Origin of the sequence: Streptomyces pristinaespiralis (genome assembly GCF_001278075.1) — a bacterium.
GTDB classification, from domain to species: Bacteria; Actinomycetota; Actinomycetes; order Streptomycetales; family Streptomycetaceae; genus Streptomyces; species Streptomyces pristinaespiralis.
On record NZ_CP011340.1, the window covers coordinates 7,432,702 to 7,459,030 of the forward strand.

Below are 26,329 nucleotides of genomic sequence, written 5' to 3' on the forward strand. Positions count from 1 at the left end.
GCCCGGTCAGCCGGCAACGGCCGACCGGGCGGCAACCGTCTCCGTCTCCGGGACGACCGGCAGGATCTCGGCCGGCGGCAGCCCGGTGAACGGGCCGATGGTCGTCGCACCGTAGACCGCCGCGCAGGGCGGCATGGTCACGGCGGGGGAGGGGGCCGGGAGAGTGAACCAGACGACCTTGCCGCTGTCGCCCTGCGGTCTCACGCCCCAGCTCTCGCTCATGGCGGCGATCAGCGCGAGGCCACGTCCCGATGTGGCGGACGACCCGGGCCTGCGCACGGTCGGCATCCGCGGATCGTGGTCGTGTACGGACACCGTGAGCCGGTCGAGCAGCAGCTCGACGTCCACGGTGCACATCTTGTCCGGCCGAGCATGCCGGTGGACATTGGTCAGCAGCTCGGTGACGCCCAGCGCCGCCTGGTCGATCAAAGGATCGAGATGCCAGTAGCGTAGTTGCGCCGAGATGATTCTGCGGACCTGACCGATCCGCGACGGCAGGGCCTGGAGCTCCACCGTGCAGTGCCTGCTTGGCTGGCTGATCACGGCTGCGACTCCCCGAAATAGTCCGGAAGAAGACGAGAAAAGCGATCCAGCAGTTGGCCGACCTGCTGATCAGACCGGCGGGGCTGGATCGCAGCGTGACCGCCGGTGCACCCTGAGTGATGTGGAACCAGCGTGGACCATCGCTCAAGGGCCCGCAACTCACGGCACCACCGCGCGTCTCAGCGCTCGGAACCGCCGGCCCCGCGTACCGCTTCGAGGAAACGCCCGGCCAGGGCACGGGCGTCCGGCCGCCGGCTGCGCTGCCCCATGGTCAGCCGGTAACGCTTGCCGTTGAGCGTCGCCACCGTGCTGTCGTCACCCGCGAACCACGGGCGTCCCGCGGTGACCGCACGCACCGGCGCGCTCTCGATCACCCGGCCGTAACTGGTCATCAGCGCCAGCCTGCCGTCCTTGATCAGCACCTGCCCGGCCCGGGTGAGCGAGCGTGGCCAGCGCTCGATACGCACCCCCGTGGCGCTGAATTCCGGCTCTGCCATGGCCATTGCGTCCGCCCCCTTTGCAGCGACTCTTCTGGAAGTGTGCACAACTCGCGCCCTGCACACCAGTACGCCCGACGCAGTCACGCCACAAGCAGCGCCTATGGATACCCAAAGTGAACGTTTACGCAGGTGGCGGGCTTACTGTTGCCGGTGTGGCCGGAGGACGGCACCAAGGACCGCAGACGGAGGGCGACGTTATGAACAGCACCGGGCAGCAGCAGGCACCGGGCGCGCCGGCCGTGACCGTCGACGTCGACCGCAGCGATCCGCGCTACCGGGCATGGCTCAAGGACGCCGTACGCAAGGTCCAGGCCGACGCCAACCGGTCGGCCGACACCCACCTGCTCCGCTTCCCGCTACCCGAGGCGTGGGGGATCGACCTCTACCTCAAGGACGAGTCCACCCACCCCACCGGCAGCCTCAAGCACCGTCTGGCCCGCTCGCTGTTCCTGTACGGGCTCTGCAACGGCTGGATCAGACCCGGCAAGCCCGTCATCGAGGCGTCCAGCGGCTCGACCGCCGTCTCCGAGGCGTACTTCGCCAAGCTGGTCGGGGTGCCCTTCGTCGCCGTCATGCCGCGCACCACCAGCGCCGAGAAGATCCGCCTGATCCAGTTCCACGGCGGACAGTGCCACTTCGTCGACGACCCCCGCAGGATGTACGAGGAGTCGGCCGCGCTCGCCGAGCGCACCGGCGGCCACTACATGGACCAGTTCACCTATGCCGAACGGGCCACCGACTGGCGCGGCAACAACAACATCGCCGAGTCGATCTACCAGCAGCTGCGTCTCGAGCGGTACCCGGAGCCGGCCTGGATCGTCGCGACGGCCGGTACCGGAGGCACCTCGGCGACCATCGCCCGCTACGTGCACTACATGCAGCACGACACCCGCATCTGCGTCCCCGACCCGGAGAACTCCTGCTTCTTCGACGGCTGGACCCACGGCGACCCCCGCGCCAGCAGCGACTGCGGCTCGCGGATCGAAGGCATCGGCCGGCCCCGTATGGAGCCCAGCTTCGTGCCGGGAGCCATCGACCGGATGATGAAGGTGCCGGACGCGGCGAGCGTCGCCGCCGTACGAGCCCTGGAACAGGCCATCGGGCGCAAGGCGGGCGGCTCCACCGGCACCGGGCTGTGGAGCGCCTTCAAGATCGTTTCCGAGATGGTGGCGGCAGACGAGAAGGGCAGCGTCGTCACCCTCATCTGCGATCCGGGCGACCGCTATCTCGACAAGTACTACTCCGACGCCTGGCTCGCCGAACAGGGGCTGGACATCCACCCGTACACGGTCGCGATCGAGGAGTTCCTCGCCGGCGGCGTCTGGCCCTGCTGACCCGCCGGTCCTGACGGTCAGCCGGAGGAACGGTCCAGCCGGCGGTCCAGATTGCGCATGGCGTCCTTGAAGGCGCGCCCCAGCCCGGGACGGCCCAGGCGCAGCACGATACGCAGCGGCCCGGGGCCGTCGGCCGCGAACGTCCACTGCACCCGGGAGCCGGTCGGCGTCGGGGCGATCCGCCACTCCTCCAACAGGGCTCGCAGGCCAGGGGCGTTGGTCTGGTCGACGCGATACGCGTAGCGGATGTCCGGCTCCCGTGCGAGGACCGTCTCCGTGAACACCGTGCCGCCCTTGAGCCTGATCTCGCGTCCCGCGCCGTCGTCCACGGGCCGGGCCGCGGTCACCGCGGTGAACCATGCGGGCCAGCCGGCGACATCGTCGGCGAGTGCCGCGTACAACGCCTGCGGCGACGCCGTGAGGTGCGCGGAGAAAACCAGACGCAGCGGTGCGCTCTCCACGAACTCCAGGTCCACGGGGCGGAGTTGACGTGCCATGGGGGTCCTCACTGCAGCGGCGGGCGACGGGACCGCACACCATAGCCGCAGCCCGCTCCGATGTCCGCCCTCAGTGCCGGTCCCGGCCGTTCAGGAGCGCGTCCAGCGCGCGGGCGAACACGAGGCGGCCCACCCGGGCCACCACCCGGTCCAGTCGCCGGGGCAGCAGCGCCACACGCAGCTCCTCCACCCACAGGACCACCGAACCCGTCTCCGTGCCATGGACCTCGATCTCGGCCCAGCCGGTGACGACCCTGCCGCGCTTCTCCAGCCGGCAGCGGCCCCGCCGGACCTCCGACGGCGGCTCCCACTCGACGATCTCCATCGGATCGTCGAAGCCGAACCGGCCCGCACCACTGCGCGCGACGACCGTCGTGCCCACCCCGGCCGGCCCGGGGCCCGACACCGTGACGGCCGTCAGCGGCACCGCCGCCCCGTGCGCCGGCCAGTCGGTGACCCTCGACCAGCACTCGGCGGCCGGCAGGCCGGTGATCCGCCCGATGCGGAAGGTGCTCACGGTGCTCAGCCGTCCTGCGCGTCGGCCTGTTCGCCCGCCACGACCAGGGAGGGCAGATGCTCGGCGATCTCCTCGCGGACCGCGGCAGGCAGCCCCGCGTCGGTGACCAGGGTGTCCACCTCCGCGAGCCCCGCGAACGAACTGAGGCCCACCGTCCCCCACTTGGTGTGGTCCGCGACCACCACCACCCGGCGCGCGGCCTGCACGAGGTGGCGGTTTGTCTCCGCCTCCGCGAGATTCGGCGTGGACAGGCCGGCCTCCACCGAAATGCCGTGCACGCCGAGGAACAGCACATCGAAGTGCAGCGAGCGGATCGCCTGGTCGGCCACCGGACCGACCAGCGAGTCCGACGGCGTGCGCACCCCTCCGGTGAGCACCACCGTCGCGGCGCCCGGCCGCCGCCCGCCCGCGCCGCCCGACCGCTGTGCCGTGTGGAAGACGTCGGCCACCCGCACCGAGTTGGTGACGACCGTCAGGTCCGGCATGTCCAGCAGATGGTGCGCCAGCGCGTACGTCGTCGTCCCGCCGGAGAGGGCGATCGCGCTGCCCGGCGCCACCAGCGCGGCCGCGGCCCGCGCGATGTCCTCCTTGGCCCTCAGCTCGAGCGCCGACTTCGCCTCGAAGCCAGGCTCGTGGGTGCTCGCCTCGACCACCGGGACGGCGCCGCCGTGCACCTTCTCCACGACACCCTGCCGCGCCAGAGCGTCCAGATCGCGCCGCACCGTCATGTCGGAGACGTTCAGCCTGCGGGTGAGTTCGTTGACCCGGACCCCGCCCCGCCTGCGCACCTCGTCGAGGATCAGAGCACGCCGCTGCTCCGCGAGGAGGTTCTGGTTGTCGCTCACCGCCGGGGCCGGTCCTTCCTGGTAGCCGTACGCCGTCCACGCCCTCCACGGGGCCGTGGCCAAGGCTTCTCATCCTCGCACGCGTATTGCCCCTCGGGCTCGGGGAGATTCCGTGAGAGCGGTGCGGCGGCCTGTCGTGATCCGCGATTCTGTCGCCATCGTTGCTGCGGGGGGCACGCCGGACGAGGCCGCGCCGTACCGGCCCCTCGCGTTCCACCCGTTCCGTCCCGTTGTGTTCCGTTCCGGCTCGTCCCGAGATGAGGGAGTCACCGCAGTGTCCCCTGCCACCCAGGAACCGCGAAGCGGCGGTCCCGCGCTCGAGCTGCTCGTCCACGGCGTCGGCGGAGCGACCCCGCAGGACATGCTCGGCGACCCCCGTACCGTACGGATAACCGGCGACGAGAAGGCAGCCGTGTACCGCCGCACCGACGACGCGGAGGCGGAGGACCGCCCCGGCGACTACCGGGACCGGCCCATCCCGGAGGCGTACTGCTGGTCCAACCTCACGTCCGGCAACGGCGCCCGGGCACTGTGGCTGCTGCTGCTCCCGTTCATGGTCGTCAACCTCGCTCACTGGATGCGGCCCAGGGCGAAGGGGAGACGCACGACCACCCGTCTCTACGGTGCGCTGGTGCGCCTGGTCGCCCTCACCCTGACCGTACTGCTGACCGCGGCGGCCTGTGAGGTCGCCCTCGACCTGCTGGCCTGGCAGTGCGCCGGGTCGGACGCGTGCAGCGACGAGCGGTCGTGGCTCGGCTTCATGTCCGCTGCCAGGGAAGGCTGGTGGTCCCAGCCGGGGCGGCGCCTGACCGTCGCGGCGGTGGTGCCCGCCGCGCTGGTCGCACTGCTCTGGTACCTGTCCAACCGGACCTGGAGCGCCTACGAGTCCCAGCGCCCGCCGACCGGCGCCGGGGACACGGCCGCCGGGGACGAGGACGACGAGGGCGACGAGGACACTCCGGAGGCCGAGGACGGCGACCACGACGGCCGGAACGGGCGTGGCGAGGACAGCCGGAACGGGCGTGGCGAGGACGGCCGGAACGGGCGTGGCGAGGACGGCGATCACGAGGACGGCGGCGACCACCCCGGGTCCGCCGGACAGCGGAAGCCGCTCGTCCGGCCCGCTCTGGGACGGCCCGGGTTCTGGTACGGACGGCGGCTCGTCGCCCGGCTGCGCGCCGCGCACACCGCGGCCGGATTACTCACCGTCGCCGCCGCGGTCGCCGGTGCCGCCGCCCGCCACGACCGGGGCGGCGAGAACGCCCTGTTGAAGGTCTGCGGCATCCTCCTGGAAGGCGCGCTCGTCGCCGGTGCCGCCGCCGTGCTGTGGGTGGTGGCCCGCCGGGGCCGCAGCGAGCGGCGCGTCGACGCCGGCATCGACCGGGCCGCCGTGCGCTGCCTGCCCGGTGCCGCCCTGGTCCTGCTCGCCCTGTCGCTGCTCTACGCCTCCTGGTCACGCCCCGGATGGACCTCGGCCGGCACCCTCCCCGGCGACGTCACCTTCCGGGTGATCGTCCTCGCCCAAGGTGCGCTCGTCGTCGCCCTGGCCGTGGCCGCCCGGCGGCTGCACCGCCGCGCCCGGCACCCCCGCACCGTGCTGCACGGACTCGGCGGACCGGCCGTGGCCATGCTCGCCTGCGCGCTCGGCGGCGTGATGACCGGCGGCGTCGCCCAGCGCGTCGCGGACTGGCTGGACGGACCGGGCACCCCCGGCATGGACGGGGAAGGCACCATCCCGGGGCCGCCGGTCCTGCTGAGCTGGCAGGCGTCCGTCATCCCCGTGCTGCTGGCGGTGCTGCTCGTACCGGCCGTACTGCTCGCCGTACGGACATGGCACACCGCACGCCGCCTCGTGCCGCAGATCGAGGCCGAGTACTTCGACGGCGACCCCGGAGAAGGCCGCCGCGACCGTGTCCGCACCCGCCGGATAGCCGGCACCCGCGCCCGCGCGGCACTCACCGACGTCGCGCCGCTGATCGTCGGCGTCGTCTCCGGCGCGACCCTGCTGCTCGGCGCCGCGGCCGTCGGCGGCGCGTGGGCCAGCGGCGAGGTGCCGGGCCGGTCCTTCGGCGAGGGGCCCGCCGAATCGGCGGCGGAGGCCGCGCAGGCACTGGGGTCCTGGCTCATCGGCTTCGGCTTCATACTGTTCGTCACCATGGGCCGCCGCGCCTACCGCGACGCCTCCGCCCGGCGGACCATCGGCATCCTGTGGGACGTGGGCACCTTCTGGCCGCGCGCCGCGCACCCCTTCGCACCGCCGTGCTACGCCGAGCGGGCCGTACCCGACCTGACGTGGCGCATGTGCACCTGGACCGGGCGGACCGGCGGCCGGCTGGTGATCTCCGGGCACTCGCAGGGCAGCGTCCTCGCCGCGGCCGCCGTGTGGCAACTGCCCGCCGACACCCGTAAACGGGTGGCGCTCCTGACGTACGGATCTCCGCTGGAGCGCCTGTACGGGCGCTGGTTCCCGGCCTACTTCGGGCCCAAGGCGCTGCTGGAACTCAGCAGTGAGGTCGACTGCTGGCGCAACCTGTGGCGGCGCACCGACCCCATCGGCGGGCCGATGCTGATCACCGCGGAGACGGACCCGGCGGGTGACGGCTGCGACGACCCGACCGACGTCGACCGGCAAGCGCTCAAGGACCCGGTGGTCTACGGCCGTTCGGAGCGCCATCCGCTGCCCGAGCCGATCCTCGGGCACTCCGACTACCAGGCCCATCCGGACTTCGCGAAGGAGCGGGCGGCCCTGCTCGACCGGCTCACACCGGCCGTGCCCCGGCAGGCTCAGGGCAGTTCGGGCAGATCCTCCGCGTAGAGCAGGGTGAGGTCGTCGGTGCTCGTCTCCGCGAGCTCGGCGACCCGCCCCGCGTGCCGCTCCACCATCGACTCGAACGTCTGGCGCGCGGTACGGCCGTTGCCGAAGGCCGGTCCCTTGGGCAGCGCCGTGAAGTACTTCAGCAGCGCCTCCGACGTGCCCTCGGCCAGCCGGTACTCGTGCTCCTGCGACTGCTGCTCGACGATCCGCAGCAGTTCCTCCGGGTCGTAGTCGCTGAAGGTGATGGTCCGTGAGAAGCGTGACGCGACGCCCGGGTTGACCGCGAGGAAGCGCTCCATCTCCGCCGTGTAGCCGGCGACGATGACCACGACGGCGTCCCGGTGGTCCTCCATCAGCTTCACCAGGGTGTCGATGGCCTCCTTGCCGAAGTCCCGGCCGGAGTCCTCGGGGGACAGCGCGTACGCCTCGTCGATGAACAGCACTCCGCCGCGCGCCCGGTCGAACGCCTCCTGGGTGCGGATCGCGGTGGAGCCGATGTGCTCGCCCACCAGATCCACCCGGGACACCTCCACGAGATGGCCGCGCTCCAGCACCCCGAGGGAGGCGAGGATCTCGCCGTACAGCCGGGCGACGGTCGTCTTGCCCGTGCCCGGGGAGCCGGTGAAGACCAAGTGGCGGCGTACGGAGGCGGCCTTGAGTCCGGCCTCCTGCCGGCGGCGGCCCACCTCGATCATGTTGGTGAGCGTACGGACCTCACGCTTGACGCTGTCGAGGCCGACCAGGGCGTCCAGTTCGCCGAGCACGTCGTTCGAGTTGCGCACCGGCTCGTTCGGCGGCGCGGGCGCGGGCGCGGGCGCGGACTGCACGCTCTGCGCGGGGACCGCGGACAGCAGACCGGGTGTCCTCGTCGCCGTCAGCGTGGCCGTGGCCGGCTCGGCGCCGGGGCGGGCGATCCCGCTCTCGTCGCTGGTGCAGTCCTCGACGACCGGCCCCGATTCCTCGCCGAACTCGTAACCCCCGCGCGCACAACGCTCCGTGCGGCAGCGGTTCAGCGTCGTACGGCAGCCGTCCATCACATGGAAGCCGTAACCTCCGCTGCCCGTGACGCGGCAGCCGCGGAAGGTGCCGCGGCCCTCCGCGGACACGTAGAAACCGGCCTCCGCGGGGGAGGTGACGGTGCAGCGCTCGATCACCGGGTCCGCGCCCTTGGTGACGATCACGCCCGTCTGGGCGGCGTCGATGGTGCAGCCGTTCAGCGTGCCGCCGCTGCCGTGGTCGCGGAACCAGGCGCCGGTCGAGACCTCGCGGATACGGCAGTCGTCGAGCTGCGCCGTCGCGCCGTCGCTCACCGAGACCGCCGTGTTGCGGACCTGGGAGAGGTCGCTGTCGACGACGTCGACGCGGGAGCCGCGGTCGAGGACGAACAGCGCGTCGGGCACGTCGTGGACCCGGCAGGAGTCGAGCACCGCCGTCGCGCCGTCACTGACCCAGACCGCCGGATAGTCGCCCGTACTGTCGTGGATCTCGCACTGGTTGGCGTCCACGCGGGTACCCGGGTCCCACACGGACAGGCCGTTGCGGCCGAAGCGGCGCACCGTGGAGCGGGTGAGCGTCAGCACGGACCGGGAGCGCAGATCGATCGCGTTCTCCGGGATGTCGTGGATGTCGCAGTCGGAGAGGGTCAGGACCGCGTCGGTGTCGAGGGTGACACCGTCGGCCGATGTGCGGTGCACGGAGGAGTCGGTCAGGTGCGCGCCGGCGCGTGACGCGATCTGGACGCCGGTGCCCTTGATCTCGTACACCTCGCAGCCGATCGCCTCCAGACCGCTGCCCTCGCCGGAGACGCTCAGGCCCGCGCCGGAGGTGTGGTGCACCCGGCAGCGCTCGAGCCGTGGATGCGCCCCGCCGTGCACCGACACGCCGGACTGGCCGGCCGCCACCACCTCGCACTCCTCGAACACACCGCCCGCGCCGTCCAGTACGCCGATCCCGACGCCCGCCGGGTTGTCGATGGTGCAGCGCCGCACGGTGGGCCGGGCCGCGCCGCGTACCTCGAGGCCGACGGCGGACCTGGTGACGATCCGCAGGTCCATCAGCTCGGGCGTGCCGTCCTCCACCAGCAGGGCGGGGGCGGCGGAGTCCTGGCCCTCCACATGCAGGTCCTGCACGGTGGCGGAGGCACGGACGGTCAGCGGCACACCGTCGGCCGGGGCGATGCGCACCGACCCGGCGGAGCCTTCGGGGCCGCGCAGTGTGACCGCCCGGCGGACGACCAGATTCTCCCGGTAGGTACCGGGGGCGACGGTGAGGATGTCCCCGTCGCCGGCGGCCTCCAGGGCAGCGGCGAGTGAGGGGTACTCGCCTGTGCGGCGCCGCCACCGCGAGGTTCCGGTGTGCGTCACCTGGACCGTGCCCTGTGCCATCGTGCTGCTCTGCCCCCACCTCGTGTTCCGTGCAATGGTGCGTCTCTGAGGGGAACGCCTCCCTGACCCCGAAGGGCGTCGCACCACCGTAGCGCGCGCGGCGGGCGGGAGTTGACGGGATGTGGCAGGTCAGCTTCCTGCGCCGGTCCGTCCCCAGTCGGGACCCACCGCCGCCCAGGCCCGGTCCAGCGCGGCGTGTCTGCGGCGCACCAGCCGCCAAAGGACCAGCCTCCGGGCGCATTCGACGAGCAGGCCCCAGGCCAGAGCGGCGCCGACGCCGGCGAGTGCGGCGTGCACCTCGGCCGTGGCGGTGTCCATCGGGCGGGGCACCATTCGGCCGGAACCGTCCGTCCACAGCGGGAACGTGTCACCCGGGCGGGGCGCGGGCAGCGTGGTGGGGACCGTGCCGGAGTGCCGGCTGCCGTCCGGGGCGGTCCATTTCGCGGCGACCGCTCTGCGGCGTCCGTCGGCGGCGGCGGTCTCGGGGTCGAAGGCCGTGGGCCGCGGGAATTCGGCGGGCCCGAGCACGGTGGCGGTCGTGGCATGCCGCTGGAGGCGCTGGACCCGGATCGCCTGGCGCAGCGACTCCTCGGTCAGCGCGCCGGTGACCCAGCCGACCGCCGGGGCGGCCGTGACGATGAGCAGGGCGGCGACCAGTGCGAGCCATGCCTCGCACAGATCGGTGGCACGCCGCAGGGGATTGCGGCGCCAGCGCCAGATGCCGACGGCTGCCCGCACTTTCCGCACCCCCTTCCCTTGTCCGTGATAGCCCGGCAGGGCACGGCACAAGCGCGGGTGGTGCGAAGAGAGAAGAACGTCACCCCGCGAGTCCGTCCCGCGCACGGTCCAACGAGCCTGCCACCGCGATCTGTTCCCGCCGGGCGGGAATTCTCCGTGACGGGTGCGGGGCACGGTCGGGCGCGGGCCGAGGGAACGAGGGCGGTCGCTCTGTGTGATCAGGGAGGAGTGAGCCGGTCACGGCCTCATGTCCGCCGCGCGCGGGGATGCATGAGCGCGCGGCGAGGGAACTCGCGGGTGTGCGGGGCGATCTCCGGTGTGCCCCTGCTCGTCGAGCGGCGGCCCGCCCTGCCTCCGCGCCGGAGCACTGTCCGGACGGGCCGCCCTCGCCGTCGCTCAGTACCCCCGGCCCTGGTACGGGCGGTTGTACGGATCCTCGTAGGGCGCGGGCGCCGGAGCGGGTCGCGCCGCCGCGGGCCGCATGGCCTCGTAGCCCGTGGACACCGGCCGCTGCGGCTGGGACTGGTACTGCGGTCCCGGGTAGCCCCGGGGAGGGCCCGCCTGCTGCGGGATGTACGGGGCGGGCGCCTGCTGCAGCGGGACCGGCTGCTGCATCGGCTGCGGGTAACCGTAGGACGGGGCGGGATGGGAGGGTGCCGCCGGGAGGGCGGGCAGGGCCGCGGGGAGCGCCGGCAGGTAGCTGTTGCCGGTGTCGTAGGCGGCAGGCACTCGGATCGGGGCGATCTGAGGGGTGCCCCGCTCCGCGACCAGGGAGTCGTAGATCGGGGTGTCGGGAAACGCCGGCGCGGAGTAGTAACCGCCGCCGTAGGTGGCGCGGGGGGAGGTCATGGCACATAAGTTAAGCCCACGATGTGCTGGTTGGGGAGCCCGATAAGAGGGTTGTTTCATCAGCTGTGAGTGACCACGGTTCACTAATGTGGGCGAAGTTGGGGGAAACGGGCCTTCTGACGTCTCGTGATCGTGTAAAGCGCAAGCTGAGAGAGGGTTACCCACGGGTCGGCCCCCCTGTGGGGGATGTATGCGGAATAGGTTGACGATGAACGATCTTCCGGGCGCAACGAATCGAGATGGGGGAGAGCATGTCCATGCTTAAGGGAGCGAACACTCCGGTGTCGGTGCGGAGTGTCCGCGTCGAGCTGGGCTGGCACTCCGCACCGGGGGTGCCCGACGTCGACGCGTCGGCACTCCTCCTGCAGTCGTCGGGGAAGGTCCGTTCCGACAGCGACTTCGTCTTCTACAACCAGCCGGCGCACGCCTCGGGAGCCGTACGGCACGAAGGCAAGCAGTCCGCGACCGGCACCACGACCGATTCCGTCGCGGTCGACCTCGACCGCGTCGAGAGCTCGATCGAGCGCGTCGTGCTGGCCGCCTCGGCGGACGGCGGCACCTTCGGACAGGTGCCCGGCCTCCGTATCAGGGTGCTCGACGCCGCCTCCGGCGACGAGATCGCCCGCTACGACAGCCAGGACGCCACGGTCGAGACGGCCTTCGTGCTCGGAGAGCTCTACCGGCGCCAGGGCGCATGGAAGTTCCGCGCCGTCGGGCAGGGCTACGGCACCGGCCTCGAAGGACTCGCCACGGACTTCGGCATCACCGTCGACGAACCGCAGCAGGCCCCCGTCACCGAGGCCGCCGTCACCCAGGCCACCCTCCCCGCGGTCACGCCGCCCGTCGCCACCCCGCCGCCCCCGCCGGCGGCCCCGGCCCCACAGCCGGCACCGCCCGCGCCGGCCACCCCCGCCGCGCCGCCGGCCCCGGTACGCCTCACGAAGGTGACGCTGACCAAGGAGTCGCCGAGCGTCTCCCTCACCAAGCAGGGCGGCACCTCCGGCGCGATGCGCGTCAACCTCAGCTGGCAGGTCCGCAAGCAGTTCCAGGGCTGGGGCGCCAAGCTCGGCCGCGCCATCGCCATGCACGGCGACCTCGACCTCGACCTGTGCGCGCTCTACGAACTCTCCGACGGCCGCAAGGGCGTCGTCCAGGCCCTCGGCAACGCCTTCGGGGCGTTGAACCAGCCCCCGTTCATCCACCTCGACGGGGACGACCGCACCGGCGGCACCCCGGGCGAGAACCTCACCATCAACCTCGACCGCCGCCAGGACATCCGCCGCGTCGTCATCTTCGTGACCGTCTACCAGGGCGCCCGCAGCTTCGCCGACCTCGACGCGACGGTGACCCTGCAGCCGCAGCACGGAGCGGCGATCGACTTCTCGCTGGGCGAGTGCACCGTCCCCTCCACGGTCTGCGCCCTGGCCCTGATCACGAACACCGGCTCCGACCTCGTCGTCCAGCGGGAGGCCCGCTTCCTGGTCCCGGAACGCGGTGTCAGCCCGCAGCGCACGATCGACCACGCCTACGGCTGGGGCATGAACTGGACCCCCGGCCGCAAGTGACGCCCCCCGCGGGCATCGAGGGGCGGGTGCCGGCCGACGCCCGCCCCGGCCACGCGTCGCGGTGAGCCCGGCCCCGGGTCGCGCTCAGGCGTCGCCGGCGGCCTCCGGCCGCGCGTAGGTGCGTCCCTTCCACGCGGCGCCGCGCCCCCGGTAGTGCTGCACCGCGGAGTCGACCGTCATCAGGAGATACAGCGCGGCGGTGAACGGCAGGGTCAGCGCGAGGAGCGGCGGCTGGCGGTAGTAGCGCAGCATCGGCAGGTACGTGCCCGCCATCACCGCCCACGCCCCCGCCCCCGCCCACGCGGCCACCGCGTCCCGGCCGAGCAGCCCGCCCAACAGCGCCGCCGGCGGGGCGAGATACACCAGCGCCAGCCCCGCGACGGTCCCCGCCAGCACCGGCGGGCTGTGACGCAGCTGGGCGTAGGCACTGCGCGACACCATCCGCCACAGGTCCGCGAGGCGTGGATACGGGCGCACGCTGTCGACCCGGTCGGCCAGACCGAGCCAGATCCTGCCGCCGGTGCGCCGCACGGCACGCGCCAGGGCGACGTCGTCGATCACCGCCTGGCGGATCGAGTCCGGGATTCCGGCCCGTGTCGCGGCCTTCGTGCGCAGCAGCACACAGCCGCCCGCCGCGGCTGCGGTCCGCGCCCCTTCCTTGTTGATCCGACGGAACGGATACAGCTGCGAGAAGAAGTACACGAACGCCGGGACCACCAGTCGCTCCCAGCCGCTCGCCACCCGCAGCCGCGCCATCTGCGACACGAGGTCCAGCCCCTCGGTGTGCGCCGCGGCGACCAACTGCCGCAGACTGTCCGGTGCGTGGGCGATGTCGGCGTCGGTGAGCAGCAGGAACTCCGGCTCGCGTTCGCCGGCGGCGGCGATGCCGTGCCGCAGGGCCCACAGCTTCCCGGTCCAGCCGTGGCCGGGCTCGCCCGGCGTCACCACACGCAGCGGCAGGCCACCGTGCCGCGCCGCCAGTGACCGCGCCAGGTCCCCCGTACCGTCACCGCTGTTGTCGTCGACGAGCACGATCCCGGCCCGGCCCGGGTAGTCCTGGGCGAGCAGCGTCGGCAGGCTCACGGGGAGCACGTCCGCCTCGTCCCGCGCCGGTACCACGACGGCGACATCCGGCCAGTGCGATGGATCCTCGCGGTCCGGCAGCCGCTGGTCGGTCCGCCAGAAGAACCCCTGGCCGAGCAGCAGCCACCCCCAGGCGGCCAGCGATCCGACGGCGGTCCAGGCAAGAGCGCTCATTCGCCGCAGTCTGCCCCACGCCAGGTCCGCCGTGAGGGCGGTCGACTATGGTGACCGGGTGAAGATCGCGCTCATGGACTCCGGAATCGGTCTGCTGGCGGCGGCGGCCGTGGTGCGTACGCTGCGCCCCGACGCCGATCTGGTGCTGTCCTCCGACCCCGGCAGCATGCCCTGGGGCCCTCGTACACCGGACGATGTCGCCGGGCGCGCGCTGACCGTGGCGCGGGCGGCCGCCGCGCACAAGCCCGACGCGCTCATCGTCGCCTGCAACACCGCTTCCGTGCACGCCCTGCCCGCGCTCCGGGCGGAGCTCGAGCCGTCGATCCCCGTCATCGGTACGGTCCCCGCGATCAAGCCCGCCGCGGCCGGGGGCGGTCCGGTCGCGATCTGGGCGACCCCGGCGACCACGGGCAGCCCGTACCAGCGCGGGCTCATCAAGGAGTTCGCCGGCTCGGTCGAGGTGACCGAGGTTCCCTGTCCCGGTCTCGCCGACGCGGTGGAGCGGGCGGACAAGGACGCGATCGACCGGGCCGTCGCCGCGGCGGCGGCGCTCACCCCTCGCGACGTCCGGGCCGTCGTCCTCGGCTGCACCCACTACGAACTGGTCTCCGAGCGCATCCGGGCCGCGGTCCAGCAGCCCGGCCTGCCGCCCCTCGTCCTGCACGGCTCGGCGGGAGCCGTCGCCGCGCAGGCCCTGCGCCGGATCGGTGCGGAGCCCGCGCCCGACGCGTCGCCGAGCGGCCGGCTCACGGTGCTGCTCAGCGGTACGGAAGCCACTCTTCCGGCGGAGGCGCTCGGCTACGCCGAGGGCCGCCTGCTGCCTGCGGTGACTCCCGCGCGCTGAACCGCTCGCAGCTCTTTCGGCGGGCGCCGGCCGTCGTCCGCGATGTGCTCCTCGCGTGGCCGCCGATCCCTGTCGGTGGCCGGCGATCCTTGTCGGGTGGCCTGCTCCTGTCGGTGGCCGGCGTGCGCGAACTGCTCCTGGTGGCGGCCGTCGACCGGGGTCTGCTCCTGGCGTCGGCCGCCGATCGCCACCGGTGACCTGCTCCCGGCGTCGGCTGCCGTCCGCGTCCTGCTGCTGGTGACGACCGTGGACCGGGATCCGCTCCCGGCGGCGACGCCGACGCCGTCGCCGAGCGGTGACGACACCTTCACAGGTGTCTTGCCCGCTCTTACGGTCGTTTCGTCGCATCGGTGCTGGTTGTCCGGATGCTGGGTAGGGTCCTAGGCATGAGGCACCACTTCCGCCACGAGGGGCGCGGCTCGGAGCCCCTTCCAGAGGTCTGGACCGGCCGGGCGACCAACCGCATGCAGTGGCTGCTCGCTGTGGCGGGCCTGGGCTGTCTGGCCCTCGGCATCAAGCTGGCCGTCGGGGCCACGTGGACCACCGGCATCGCCGCGATGCTGATGGCGGTCATCGGCTGTGTGGCGGCAGGCCTCATGATCCTTTACGGGACGCTCGCCTTCGTCCACGTCGCGGTCAAGATCGACGGCTATGCGCTGGACGTGCGCTGCGGCCACATCGGCGTGCCGCGCAGGCACATCCCCCTGTCGCACGTGGTGAGCGCGGAGTTCGTCCACCGGGTGACGCCCCGGCAGTGGGGCGGCTGGGGCTGCCGCTGGCGTCCGGAGCGTGGTACCGCTGTCGTCGTCCGGCGCGGCGAGGGTCTCGCGGTCACACTCAACGACGGCGGCAGGTTCACCGTGACGGTGGACGACGCGGCGATGGCGGTGCGGGTCCTCCGCGCCAGGATCGCTCACATCAAGGGGGCCGGGGCGCCCGGGGCGCCAGGGGCGACGGGTGCGAGCAAGGCCCCAGGGGCGTGACCCCGCCCGCGGGGAGCGGCCCGCGTCTCCCTGATCTTCCGTGACCGCCCCCGTGCCCGGCCGGGCGGTCCCGGCGACTCCGGGTTCTCCGTGCGCGCACCCGCTCCCGCGCCCTGCCGTGTCCTACAGGTCCTGTCCCTCCCGGGTCGTGCGTGCCGTGGCCAGTCCCGCGAGCAGCGCGGCCCCGGTCGTGACGGGGGCGAAGCTCAGCACGTTGCCGACGCACGCCAGTACCGCCACGGCCGTGAGCGCGGCGGCTGCGCTCAGCGTCACCGGCGCCGGGCGGGGCGAACGCCGCAGCCCGTACAGGATCCAGCCGAAGACCGCCGCGAGCAGCGCGACGCCGACCACTCCCTGCTCCGCCGCCTGCTGGAGCGGTGCCGAGTGGGGCTTGTTCCCCGAGGCCGGCGACTGGACCGACGTCGGACTCAGCCGGCCGAAGCGAGCCGGCCCGACACCCCGGACGGGCTCCTGCCGCGCCAGGGTGACGGCGTCCCGCCACAGTTCGACCCTGTGCACGGTGAGGGGCGCCTCCACAGAGGTGGCGAGCCCGGAGGGGAGGGCGTCCTCCGCGACGGCCCACGTGGCGCCCGCGACGAGGCCGGTGGTCAGCGCGAGTGCCGTGAGAACGGCGGTGCGCCGCCGTATCAGGGCCGCGGCGAGGGAACAGAGCATCACGGTCACGCAGGCCGCGAACGCGGGCACGGAGGCCAGTGCGAGCGCGGAGCAGGCCACGGCCAGCGCGAACAGGTGCGATGCCGTCCTGCCGCTCGCGGTACGGGCGGCGGACGCCGCGCAGCAGGCCGCCCCCGTGCCGAGCACCAGGAGGGCGGCGACGGCACCCGTCTGTCCGAGGGGAGTGACGGCACCGGCGGCGGCTCCCGGTACCACCCCATCATGGGACGCGACCGCAACCGCGAGGGCACCCGACGCGGTGACGACGAAGCCGCCGACCGGGAGGAGGGAGCCCGAGATCCGCCCGCACGCGTATCCGGCCGTGACGGCGAACACGGCGAGCAGCACGCCCTCCGGCCGCCCGTCCCGCCCGGCCGCGCTGACCAGCGACCACACGGCGCAGCCGACAAGGACGACGACCCCCGCCGCGTCCGTGCCGTTGCGGCGTTCAGGGCCGGCGTCCGTGCCCTGGCCGCGCGTGTCCGGACCTGGGCCGCGTTCCGGGTCGGCATGCGTCCCCCGCCCGCGTTCCGGTTCGGAGTGCGTACCGTGCCCGTGCCCGTGCCCGTGCCCGCGTTCCGGGCCGGAGTGCGTCCCGCGCCCGTGTTCCGGGTCCGCCTCCGGATCGCCTCGGCGTTCCCGGCCCGTGGGCGGACCGCCCGTTGAACCCATCCCGTCGCCCCCCGACTGTGACGGGCCCCGCACGTGGCCGGAACGGGCCGGACGCCGACGGGCGCCCGATGCGCGACGGCCGGAACCGACCTGAACGGCTCGTGGTGTGCGCGGGACCGGCGAACACGCTAACGGGAGCCCCGGACATGTGTGGAGTGATTGGGGAGAAACGTTGCTGCTGGGTGAGGTGGACGTGACTGCGCCGCTCACAGGCCTCCGCCGTAGACTCCGCCAGGTGAGCGCCATCATGACCTCCGTCGACACCCCAGGCCCCGCCTCCACCGAGGGCCGGCCGCTGCTGCGCCGGTTCGCGCGCCCGGGCGCCGCCGCGCTCTGTGGCCTGCTGCTGTTCGCGAGCTTCCCGCCGCGTCCGCTGTGGTGGCTGGCCGTCCCGGCGTTCGCCCTGCTCGGCCTGACGCTGCACGGACGCCGTCCACGCTCGGCGTTCGGGCTCGGCTACCTCGCGGGCCTGGGCTTCCTGCTGCCCTTGCTGTCCTGGACGGGCGAGGAGGTCGGCCCGGTGCCGTGGCTGGCCCTGGTCGCGGCGGAGGCGCTCTTCGTGGCGTTCGCCTGCATGGGCATCGCCCTCGTCTCACGGCTGCCGGCGTGGCCGGTATGGGCCGCCGCCGTCTGGATCGCGGGCGAGGCAGCGCGCGCCCGCGTACCCTTCGGCGGCTTCCCCTGGGGCAAGATCGCGTTCGGTCAGGCCGACGGCTTCTTCCTGCCGCTCGCGGCGCTCGGCGGCACCCCCGTGCTGAGCTTCGCCGTCGTGCTCTGCGGATTCGGCCTCTACGAGTGTGCGCGGCAGGTGCTCGCGCACCGCCGTGGTGCGGCCGTTCGGCGCACCGCCGCCACGGCGGCGCTCCTGGCCCTCCTCGTGCCCGTCGTCGCGGCCCTGGCCTCCCGGCCGCTGGTCGACGACTCCGCAGAGGACGGCACGGCCACCGTCGCCGCGATCCAGGGCAACGTCCCCCGGCTCGGACTCGACTTCAACGCCCAGCGCAGGGCCGTTCTCGACAATCACGCCCGCCGGACGGAACAGCTCGCACAGGACGTGGCGGCCGGCAAGGAGCCCCGGCCGGACTTCGTGCTGTGGCCGGAGAACTCCTCCGATCTCGACCCGTACCGCAACCCGGACGCCCGCGCGGTCATCGACCGGGCGGTCAGGGCCATCGGTGTGCCGACCGTCGTGGGCGCCGTGCTGACCCCGGAGACGGGCAAGCTCCGCAACACCCTCATCGAGTGGGACCCCGCCCGCGGGCCCGTCGACACCTACGACAAGCGTCATGTGCAGCCGTTCGGCGAGTACATCCCGATGCGGTCCTTCGTGCGGATCTTCAACTCCGACGTGGACCGGGTCCGCCGCGACTTCGGGCCCGGGCACGAGGTGGGGGTCTTCGACCTCGGAGGTACCCAGGTCGGCCTCGTCACCTGCTTCGAGGCGGCCTTCGACGACGCCGCCCGCGACACCGTCACGCACGGGGCGCAGCTCATCTCCGTACCGAGCAACAACGCCACCTTCGGCCGGAGCGAGATGACGTACCAGCAGCTGGCGATGTCGCGCGTGCGGGCCGTGGAACACAGCCGGTCCGTCGTCGTCCCCGTCACCAGCGGTGTCAGCGCCGTCATCATGCCGGACGGGGAGATCGTCCAGGAGACGGCGATGTTCACGCCGGACGCGCTGGTCGCCGAGGTGCCGCTGCGGTCGTCGCTCACGCCCGCGACCCGGCTCGGCAGCGCGCCCGAACTGGCCCTGGTGCTGCTCGCCGCCGGGGGCCTGGGCGCGGTCGCTCTCGGCAAGGTGCGGACGCGGCGGCGCGCGACGGGCGAGGCTGCCACGGGGGCGGACGCGGCCTGAGCGCTGCCGGGGGCCCGGCCGGGGCGGAGGTAGGGTCCCGGGCATGGCAACTCCCGACTTCATCCGCGCCATCCGGGCGACCGCCGGCCACCAACTGCTGTTCCTGCCGGGTGTCAGCGCCGTCGTCTTCGACGACGCGGGGCGGGTGCTGCTGGGCCGCCGCGCCGACACGGGCAACTGGTCGATCATCGGGGGCATCCCCGAGCCCGGCGAACAGCCGGCCATGACGGCGGCACGCGAGGTGTACGAGGAGACCGCCGTGCGCTGTGTCGCCGAGCGGGTCGTGCTGGTGCAGGCGCTGCCGAGGCCCGTCACCTATCCCAACGGCGACGTGTGCCAGTACATGGACATCACCATGCGCTGCCGTGTCGTCGGCGGCGCCGCCGAAGCGCGGGTCAACGACGAGGAGTCCCTCGAGGTGGGCTGGTTCCCCGTCGACGCGCTGCCGGAGCTCCAGGACTTCGCGATCTTCCGGATCAAACACGCGCTGTCCGAGGGACCAGCATGGTTCCAACCCACCCAGGCGTAGCGAAGTATGGGTTGCGACCACATCGGTCGCCGGATGATCGCTGCCTAATGTGCCGGACATGACCGCGCCCACCACACCGCCCGGCACCCCCGTCCCTGCAGCCGCGGCGTCCCCCCTGTCCGTCGACCTCGGCGGCCGTACCGCACTCGTCACCGGTGCCGCGGGCGGCATCGGCCGTGCCTGCACCCTCAGGCTCGCGGCCGCCGGGGCCAAGGTCAGAGCCGTCGACCGGGACGCCGAAGGACTCGCGATGCTCGCCGCGCACAGCGAGGGCCTGGCCGGGGCCGTGGAACCGTACCTGCTCGACCTCACCGACCTGGACGCCGCGGAGGCGGCGGCATCCGGCACGGACATCCTCGTCAACAACGCGGGCCTGCAACTGGTGCGGCCCATCGAGGACTTTCCGCCCGAGGTGTTCCACACCGTGCTCACGGTGATGCTCGAAGCACCGTTCCGGCTGATCAGGGGCGCGCTGCCGCACATGTACGCACAGGGCTGGGGCAGGGTCGTCAACATCTCGTCCGTACACGGACTGCGTGCCTCCGCCTACAAGTCCGCCTATGTGGCGGCGAAACACGGCCTCGAAGGACTCTCCAAGACGGCCGCCCTGGAGGGCGCGCCGCACGGCGTGACGTCCGTCTGCGTCAACCCCGGCTACGTGCGCACGCCCCTCGTCGAGAAGCAGATCGCCGACCAGGCCGCCGCACACGGCCTGCCGGAGGACCGTGTGCTCACCGAGGTCCTCCTCAAGGACTCCGCGATCAAGCGGCTGGTCGAGCCGGAGGAGGTGGCGGAGGCCGCCCTTTACCTGTGCTCGCCCCACGCCTCCTTCATCACCGGCACCTCGCTGACCCTCGACGGCGGCTGGACGGCGCACTAGCCGTATCGATCACGTCAGGCGTATCGAGCGCGAGCGGATCCGGCCCTGCCGCAGGGCCGGGGGCCGCACGGTTGTCCACAGGGCTGGTGCGACCGCCCGTACGGCAGGAATCCTGTGTCCATGTCCCACGATCAAGCCCACTACCTGGAGCTCCTCGCACGCGGCGCCGCCGCGGAGGCGTACGACAGGCCGCTGCTCCTGGCCCGCGCGGACGGCGCCGGGCCCGAGCAGCTGGCCGCGCTCGAACACGCCAAGCAGCTGGCCCTGCGCGTGCGGGCGGAGCTGGAGGGGCGGCGGCGCCGCGAGGCGGAGCTGTCCGCCCTCTTCGAGACCGCGCACGACCTCGCCGGTCTGCGCGACCTCGACGCGGTGCTCCGTGCGATCGTGCAGCGCGCCCGGTCGCTGCTGGGTACCGAGGTCGCCTACCTCAGCCTGAACGACCCCGCGGCCGGCGACACCTACATGCGCGTCACCGAGGGCTCGGTGTCGGCCCGCTTCCAGCAGGTGCGGCTCGGCATGGGGGAGGGGCTCGGGGGACTCGTCGCCCAGACCGCCCGGCCCTATGTGACGGAGAGCTACTTCGACGACGCCCGCTTCGAGCACACCGGGACCATCGACGCGGCGGTCAAGGACGAGGGCCTCGTCGCCATCCTCGGCGTGCCGCTCATGCTCGGCAGCCAGGTCATCGGCGTCCTGTTCGCGGCGGACCGGCGGGCCAGGGTGTTCGAGCGCGAGCAGGTCGCGCTGCTCGCCTCCTTCGCCGCCCACGCGGCCGTCGCCATCGACACCGCCAACCTCCTCGCGGAGACACGTTCCGCGCTCGCCGACCTCGAGCGGGCCAACGCGATCATCCAGGACCACAGCGGTGTCCTGGAGCGGGCCTCCGACGTCCACGACCGGCTCACCGAGCTGGTCCTGCGCGGCGGGGGAGTCCAGGACGTGGCTGCCGCGCTCTCCGAAGTGCTGGACGGCACCGTGGAGTTCACCGAGGCCGGCCCGGACACCACCGGTTCGGGCGGCCATGCGACACGGCACGGCGACGACTGGGTCGCGGCCGTCGCCGCCGGCGGCGAGGTCTTCGGCTCGCTGGTGCTGCGCGGACACCCCGCGCTCGACCCCGTCGACCGGCGCACCCTCGAGCGCGCCGCGATGGTCACCTCACTGCTCCTGCTCGCCAGGCGGTCGGCGCACGACGCCGAACAGCGCGTCCGGGGCGAGCTGCTCGACGACCTGCTCGACGCGCCGGACCGCGATCCGCGGCTGCTGCGCGAGCGGGCCGCCCGGCTGCGCGCGGACCTGGACGTCCCGCACGTGGTGCTCGCCGCCCGCATCGACGGCACGGCGGAGGAGACCGCCACCCACGCCGAGGTCACCGGCGCCGAGCCCGCCACGGGCCGCAGGACCGCCGCGCGTCCCGGCTCGTGGACCCGTGCAGGCGGCCACGCCCGTGGGGGCTCCCTCGACGGCGCCGCGGTCTCCGCGCGCGAGACGGCGGACCGTCAGCGCCTCTGGTCGGCCGCGTCCCACCTGGCCGCGACCCGTTCCGGTCTCGCCGCCGCACGCGACGGCGGCACGGTCCTGCTGCTGCCCCTCGGCCCCGGCGACACGGCGGCGGACCTCGCACGCCAGACCGCCCGGCAACTGGGCGGCACGCTCCGCGAACCGGTGACCGTCGGCGCCTCCTCGCCGGTCGACTCACCGGCCGGGAACCCGGCGCCGGTTGCCGAGGCCTATGCCCAGGCGCGCCGCTGCCTCGACGCCCTGCGCCTCCTCGGCCGCGTCGGGGAGGGCGCCGCCGCGCAGGACCTGGGGTTCCTCGGGCTGCTGCTCGCCGACCCGGGTGACATCGACGGCTTCGTGCACCGCACCATCGGGGAGATCGTCGACTACGACCGGCGGCGCGGCACCGACCTGGTCGGCACCCTGGACGCCTATTTCGCCAGCGGTATGAGCCCGGCCCGCACCAAGGACGACCTGCACGTCCATGTGAACACCGTGGCTCAACGGCTCGAGCGCATAGGCCGGCTCCTGGGACCTGACTGGCAGTCGCCGGCACGGTCCCTCGAGATCCAACTGGCGCTCAGGCTGCACGCGATGTCGTCGTCGGCCGGCTCCTGAGAGCCCCGGGGCCTCCGTGCAGGGCGGGAGCGCGACTTCCCTCCCGTGTCCCGGGTGTCCGTAAGGGGCCGAGGGTCCCTGTTCTCCAGGTGTCCACGGGCTGACGAGTCCCTGTTCTCCGTTCCCTTCTTCGGGATGCTCCGCGACGGAACCTTCCGGCTCGACCCGGACAGGGCCCCCGCATGCGCGAACCGCGCGGACTCCGGAGAGTCCGCGCGGTTCGCGTATGAGCTGCCGGCCTGTCGGCCGGCGGGCCGGCGGATCAGGCGGTACGGGCGTCCGCCGGGGCCGGAGCGTCCTTGGTCCCGTCATCGCCGCTGTCCAGCGAGGTCAGGTCCCGCTCCCTCGTCTCCCGTGCGCAGGCGATGGCCACCACGGTGAGCAGTGCCGCGGCGATCACGTACAGGGCGATGGGCGTCGACGAGTCGTAGTCGGCCAGCAGGGCCGTCGCGATCAGCGGTGCGGGCGCACCGGCCGCGACGGACGAGAACTGCGCGCCGATCGAGGCGCCCGAGTAGCGCATCCGCGTCGCGAACATCTCGGAGAAGAACGCCGCCTGAGGCGCGTACATCGCCCCGTGCAGCACGAGACCCACCGTGACGGCGAGCAGCAGAGCACCGAAACTCGCCGTGTCGATGAGCGCGAAGAACGGGAACATCCAGGCCCCGACGCCGATCGCGCCGATCATGTACACCGGCCGGCGCCCGATGCGGTCGGACAGCGCACCCCACATCGGGATCACCGCGAAGTGCACGGCGGAGGCGATGAGGACGGCGTTGAGTGCGGTCTGCTTGCTCAGGTCCACGGCGGTGGTCGCGTAGACGAGGATGAACGCGGTGATCACGTAGTAGCTGATGTTCTCCGCCATACGCGCGCCCATGGCGATCAGGACATCGCGCCAGTGGTGACGCAGCACGGCGACGACGGGCATCTTCTCGACCTGGCCGGCCTCCGCCTTGCGCTGCTCGGCCTGGGCCAACGCGGCCTTGAAGACCGGGGATTCATCGACAGAGAGACGAATCCACAAGCCGACGATCACCAGCACGCCGGACAGCAGGAACGGTATGCGCCAGCCCCATGAGGAGAAGGCGGCGTCCGAGAGCAGCGCGGTGAGCGCGGACAGCACACCGGTGGCGAGCAACTGCCCGGCCGGTGCGCCCGTCTGCGGCCACGAGGCCCAGAAGCCGCGCCGCTTGGCGTCGCCGTGCTCCGACACGAGCAGAACCGCGCCGCCCCACTCGCCGCCGAGCGCGAATCCCTGCACGAGTCGCAGCACGGTCAGCAGGACGGGCGCGGCGGAGCCGATCGTCGCGTGGGTCGGCATGAGTCCGATCGCGAAGGTCGCACCACCCATCATGAGCAGGCTGAGCACCAGCAGCTTCTTACGCCCGAGCCGGTCCCCGTAGTGCCCGAAGACGAGCGCGCCGAGCGGACGCGCGGCGAAGCCGACGGCGTAGGTGAGGAACGAGAGGAGGGTTCCGACGAGCGGGTCGGAATCCGGGAAGAACAGCTCGTTGAAGACCAGCGCGGCGGCCGACCCGTAGAGAAAGAAGTCGTACCACTCGATGGTGGTCCCGATGAGGCTGGCGGCGACGATGCGCTTGAGCGAGCTGGGCTCGGGCGGGGCGGTTGCGGGGGCGGCCATGGACACCACTTCCGGACAGTTGGCGGGGACGTTTCCGTGTCGCCACACCGTAGGAAGGGGCAGGTCAGCGGCGTATGTGGTGGGACACCATAGTTCATCGACCCGGGGTGCGTGCGCCCACCATGGGGGCGGCGCCGGGGGCGCCGCGACGGTCTCGTTGACGCCACGCGGTCGTTGCCGCTGAGGCGCAAACGGGCGGGAGCGTTGCTCAAGGTCAGCGAGGGCTGAGGAGGCAGAACTCGTTGCCTTCCGGGTCGGCCAGAACCGTCCAGGAGATCGCGGACCGGTCGATACCAGGGTCGGTGGCGCCCAGGGCGCGCAGTCGGGCTTCCTCCGCTGCCGGGTCGTCACCGGGGTAGGGGCAGACGTCGAGGTGGACGCGGTTCCACACGCTCTTGGTGTCGGGGGTGCGGACGAACTCCAGGTAGGGACCGACGCCCTGGGCGGATCGCATGGTCGCGTGGGTGTCGGTGACCTCGTGCAGCGTCCAGTCCATCGCCTCGCCCCAGAACCGGGCCATCGCTCGTGGGTCGGTGCAGTCGGCGACCACCGCGGCGATCGGCCCGGTGTCCCGGTAGATCGGGCGGGGCTCCAGGACGCAGAACTCGTTGCCCTCCGGGTCGGCCATGACCGTCCAGGGGACGTCGCCCTGACCCACGTCGGCGAGCGTCGCGCCGAGGTCCTTCAGGCGCGCGATCAGCTCCACCTGATGGGAGGTCGAGGTGGTGGCCAGATCGAGGTGCACCCGGTTCTTCACCGTCTTCCGTTCCGGGCGGGCGACGATGTCGATGCAGACGGCCACGGGGTCGGGGTAGGCGAAGCCCACGGGTTCGAGGTTGGTCACGCCGGGCGCCTCGCTGTCGACACCCCAACCGAGTGCCTCCGCCCAGAACCGACCGAGCTCGGAGTCGTCCTGGGCCTTCATATTGATCTGCACGAGTCTCGTTGCCATGCGCAGATCCTAGAAGCTGCCGCAAGGTCAGAGCCGCCGCGATCGGACATGTGTGGCTGACGCGGGGCAGGCGGGCGATCGAGGTGCTCGAGTGTGCAACTGCCCGGCTGCGGCACGGGCCTTGAAGGAGCGTTGTCAGAGCCGGGTGCTATCTCTGCCGCATGAACATCGATCAAGCTGACCCCGCCGAGCCGGCATCGCTTCGAGCTGCCTTCGACATCGATGACGGTGGTGAGTCAGCGCTCGGCTGGGAGGCGGTCCACGCCTTCGAGGCAGACCACGGGATCGTGCTGCCTGAGCCCTATCGCACCTTCGTCGCCGAGATGACGGACGGCTCCTGCTCCGGGCCGCCGGATTATGGACTGCTCCCGGTCGCGGACCTGCCGGGCGACTGGGGCGATGACGAGCGGGATCGTGACCTGAGCAAACCGTTCCCCTTGACGGAGGCGTGGATGTGGGAGGAGGACCCGGACGCGTCCGATGATTCCGACGAGGTCCTTGAGCAGGTCTACAACCATGGTTCGATCGTGCTGGGCACCGACGGGTGCGCGATGAACTGGCACCTCGTCGTCACTGGCCCGCACCGAGGGCACGTCTGGCTCATCACCGACGTCGGTGCCGTTCCCTTCGGAGCGCAGTTCGGCTTCACCACTGGTGAATCCGGCTTTGCCGGCTGGGTCCGGCACTGGGCTGCGAACAAACCCTGGCACGACGCTGCCTGACTCCCTACAAGTGCTGCAGGGCTCGGAGTTCGTCCCGCTCGCCCCCTCGGCCCTCGACGCCGCATCGGCCGGCCCCGCCCGCAGCGCCGCCGCCGCCCACGCCGGCCGCAGTGCCCTGCCCGGCTGCCCGGCGTCTGAAGCCGGCGACCGCCGGACGCGCAAGACGCGCCAGCCTGCCACGCTCACCCGGCACCCGTTCAAGTGGTTTGCCCTGGACCGGCAGTTCCCTGACGAGCCATCGACGGGCGAAGGTCGCCGAGTGGCAGGCCCTGGACCGACAGCATGCGAAACGGCTGGGCCTGGACGGATACCTGTACGCATTCGCTGGTTGCGTTCCGGCTCAACACGGTGCGGCAGCTCATTGGAGGGCACGAAATCCGCTCAGCGGCAACCCTCCGAAAGCCATGAAATCCTTCGCCTCGCACATCCGCCGGAGGGCATGAAATTGGCGGGTTCGCACATCCGCCGGAGGGCACGAAATTGTCGAGTTCGCAAATTCGGCAGAGGGCATATTGGCCGTTCGGACGCAACAGTCCTGACAAGAAAATTCAAGCTTGACGGTGTCGTGGAGTTTGCTTATGGTCCAGTCGTTCTGGTTCCCGCCGAT

General features: G+C 72.5%; 22 protein-coding genes. 10 read left to right on the forward strand and 12 right to left on the reverse strand.

Going from position 1 to position 26,329, the window contains the following annotated elements:
- Positions 1-6: 6 nt before the first annotated feature.
- Entirely contained in the window at positions 7-543 is a 537-nt protein-coding gene (locus SPRI_RS32020) for an ATP-binding protein (protein WP_078535412.1), read from the reverse strand.
- A 179-nt stretch (positions 544-722) separates the two neighbouring features.
- The gene (locus tag SPRI_RS32025; RefSeq protein ID WP_005320591.1) at positions 723-1,046 is read right to left on the reverse strand and encodes a hypothetical protein; all 324 of its coding nucleotides are present in this window, start codon (positions 1,044-1,046) and stop codon (positions 723-725) included.
- Positions 1,047-1,240: 194 nt separating this feature from the next.
- Here SPRI_RS32025 and SPRI_RS32030 point away from each other — a divergent pair, with 194 nt between their 5' ends.
- Entirely contained in the window at positions 1,241-2,377 is a 1,137-nt protein-coding gene (locus SPRI_RS32030; protein WP_005320594.1) for a PLP-dependent cysteine synthase family protein, read from the forward strand.
- A 17-nt stretch (positions 2,378-2,394) separates the two neighbouring features.
- Here SPRI_RS32030 and SPRI_RS32035 read toward each other — a convergent pair whose 3' ends face one another.
- The 3 genes from SPRI_RS32035 to SPRI_RS32045 all read right to left on the reverse strand — a co-directional run bounded on the left by SPRI_RS32035 (position 2,395) and on the right by SPRI_RS32045 (position 4,236).
- Positions 2,395-2,874 (reverse strand): SRPBCC family protein, encoded by a 480-nt coding sequence (locus tag SPRI_RS32035; protein ID WP_005320597.1) that lies wholly within the window; start codon positions 2,872-2,874, stop codon positions 2,395-2,397.
- A gap of 70 nt (positions 2,875-2,944) precedes the next feature.
- Positions 2,945-3,391 (reverse strand): Immediate-early protein 2, encoded by a 447-nt coding sequence (locus SPRI_RS32040; protein WP_037775368.1) that lies wholly within the window; start codon positions 3,389-3,391, stop codon positions 2,945-2,947.
- Between the two features lie 5 nt (positions 3,392-3,396).
- Positions 3,397-4,236, reverse strand: coding sequence for a DeoR/GlpR family DNA-binding transcription regulator (locus tag SPRI_RS32045; protein ID WP_005320603.1), 840 nt, complete (start codon positions 4,234-4,236; stop codon positions 3,397-3,399).
- Positions 4,237-4,510: 274 nt separating this feature from the next.
- Between SPRI_RS32045 and SPRI_RS32050 the strand changes: the two genes are divergently transcribed.
- Entirely contained in the window at positions 4,511-7,051 is a 2,541-nt protein-coding gene (locus tag SPRI_RS32050) for a hypothetical protein (protein ID WP_053557571.1), read from the forward strand.
- Here SPRI_RS32050 and SPRI_RS32055 read toward each other — a convergent pair.
- From SPRI_RS32055 to SPRI_RS32065, 3 genes are all read right to left on the reverse strand, one after another.
- Complete coding sequence (locus SPRI_RS32055; RefSeq protein WP_005320609.1) at positions 7,021-9,435, reverse strand: right-handed parallel beta-helix repeat-containing protein; 2,415 nt, start codon at positions 9,433-9,435, stop codon at positions 7,021-7,023. The genes SPRI_RS32050 and SPRI_RS32055 overlap by 31 nt on opposite strands.
- 129 nt (positions 9,436-9,564) lie before the next feature.
- Positions 9,565-10,173: an Rv1733c family protein gene (locus SPRI_RS32060; RefSeq protein WP_005320610.1), complete on the reverse strand. Its 609-nt coding sequence runs from the start codon at positions 10,171-10,173 to the stop codon at positions 9,565-9,567.
- Between the two features lie 396 nt (positions 10,174-10,569).
- Positions 10,570-11,022 (reverse strand): DUF6643 family protein, encoded by a 453-nt coding sequence (locus SPRI_RS32065; RefSeq protein ID WP_005320611.1) that lies wholly within the window; start codon positions 11,020-11,022, stop codon positions 10,570-10,572.
- Positions 11,023-11,273: 251 nt separating this feature from the next.
- On the opposite strand from SPRI_RS32065, the gene SPRI_RS32070 reads away from it, so the two are divergent.
- Complete coding sequence (locus SPRI_RS32070) at positions 11,274-12,587, forward strand: TerD family protein (RefSeq protein WP_078951379.1); 1,314 nt, start codon at positions 11,274-11,276, stop codon at positions 12,585-12,587.
- A gap of 84 nt (positions 12,588-12,671) precedes the next feature.
- Here SPRI_RS32070 and SPRI_RS32075 read toward each other — a convergent pair whose 3' ends face one another.
- Entirely contained in the window at positions 12,672-13,844 is a 1,173-nt protein-coding gene (locus SPRI_RS32075; RefSeq protein ID WP_037775372.1) for a glycosyltransferase, read from the reverse strand.
- Positions 13,845-13,902: 58 nt separating this feature from the next.
- Between SPRI_RS32075 and SPRI_RS32080 the strand changes: the two genes are divergently transcribed.
- Positions 13,903-14,688: a glutamate racemase gene (locus SPRI_RS32080; protein ID WP_037775374.1), complete on the forward strand. Its 786-nt coding sequence runs from the start codon at positions 13,903-13,905 to the stop codon at positions 14,686-14,688.
- Between the two features lie 386 nt (positions 14,689-15,074).
- Positions 15,075-15,671 (forward strand): hypothetical protein, encoded by a 597-nt coding sequence (locus tag SPRI_RS32090; RefSeq protein ID WP_005320616.1) that lies wholly within the window; start codon positions 15,075-15,077, stop codon positions 15,669-15,671.
- A 123-nt stretch (positions 15,672-15,794) separates the two neighbouring features.
- Here SPRI_RS32090 and SPRI_RS32095 read toward each other — a convergent pair whose 3' ends face one another.
- The gene (locus tag SPRI_RS32095; RefSeq protein WP_078951321.1) at positions 15,795-17,018 is read right to left on the reverse strand and encodes an O-antigen ligase family protein; all 1,224 of its coding nucleotides are present in this window, start codon (positions 17,016-17,018) and stop codon (positions 15,795-15,797) included.
- 235 nt (positions 17,019-17,253) lie between these two features.
- Here SPRI_RS32095 and lnt point away from each other — a divergent pair, with 235 nt between their 5' ends.
- The 4 genes from lnt to SPRI_RS32115 all read left to right on the forward strand — a co-directional run bounded on the left by lnt (position 17,254) and on the right by SPRI_RS32115 (position 22,403).
- Positions 17,254-18,876, forward strand: a complete 1,623-nt coding sequence (gene lnt, locus SPRI_RS32100; protein WP_050791769.1) for an apolipoprotein N-acyltransferase — start codon at positions 17,254-17,256, stop codon at positions 18,874-18,876.
- Between the two features lie 43 nt (positions 18,877-18,919).
- Positions 18,920-19,405: an NUDIX hydrolase gene (locus SPRI_RS32105; protein ID WP_005320625.1), complete on the forward strand. Its 486-nt coding sequence runs from the start codon at positions 18,920-18,922 to the stop codon at positions 19,403-19,405.
- Positions 19,406-19,463: 58 nt separating this feature from the next.
- The gene (locus SPRI_RS32110; protein WP_005320626.1) at positions 19,464-20,285 is read left to right on the forward strand and encodes a 3-hydroxybutyrate dehydrogenase; all 822 of its coding nucleotides are present in this window, start codon (positions 19,464-19,466) and stop codon (positions 20,283-20,285) included.
- A gap of 120 nt (positions 20,286-20,405) precedes the next feature.
- Positions 20,406-22,403 carry a helix-turn-helix domain-containing protein gene (locus tag SPRI_RS32115; protein ID WP_053557573.1) on the forward strand — a complete coding sequence of 666 codons (1,998 nt, stop codon included), beginning with the start codon at positions 20,406-20,408 and terminating at the stop codon, positions 22,401-22,403.
- 262 nt (positions 22,404-22,665) lie between these two features.
- Here SPRI_RS32115 and SPRI_RS32120 read toward each other — a convergent pair whose 3' ends face one another.
- Positions 22,666-24,048 carry an MFS transporter gene (locus SPRI_RS32120; protein WP_037775376.1) on the reverse strand — a complete coding sequence of 461 codons (1,383 nt, stop codon included), beginning with the start codon at positions 24,046-24,048 and terminating at the stop codon, positions 22,666-22,668.
- Between the two features lie 214 nt (positions 24,049-24,262).
- Positions 24,263-25,000 (reverse strand): VOC family protein, encoded by a 738-nt coding sequence (locus SPRI_RS32125; RefSeq protein ID WP_005320629.1) that lies wholly within the window; start codon positions 24,998-25,000, stop codon positions 24,263-24,265.
- Positions 25,001-25,161: 161 nt separating this feature from the next.
- On the opposite strand from SPRI_RS32125, the gene SPRI_RS32130 reads away from it, so the two are divergent.
- Complete coding sequence (locus tag SPRI_RS32130; RefSeq protein WP_005320630.1) at positions 25,162-25,722, forward strand: SMI1/KNR4 family protein; 561 nt, start codon at positions 25,162-25,164, stop codon at positions 25,720-25,722.
- Positions 25,723-26,329 lie beyond the last annotated feature (607 nt).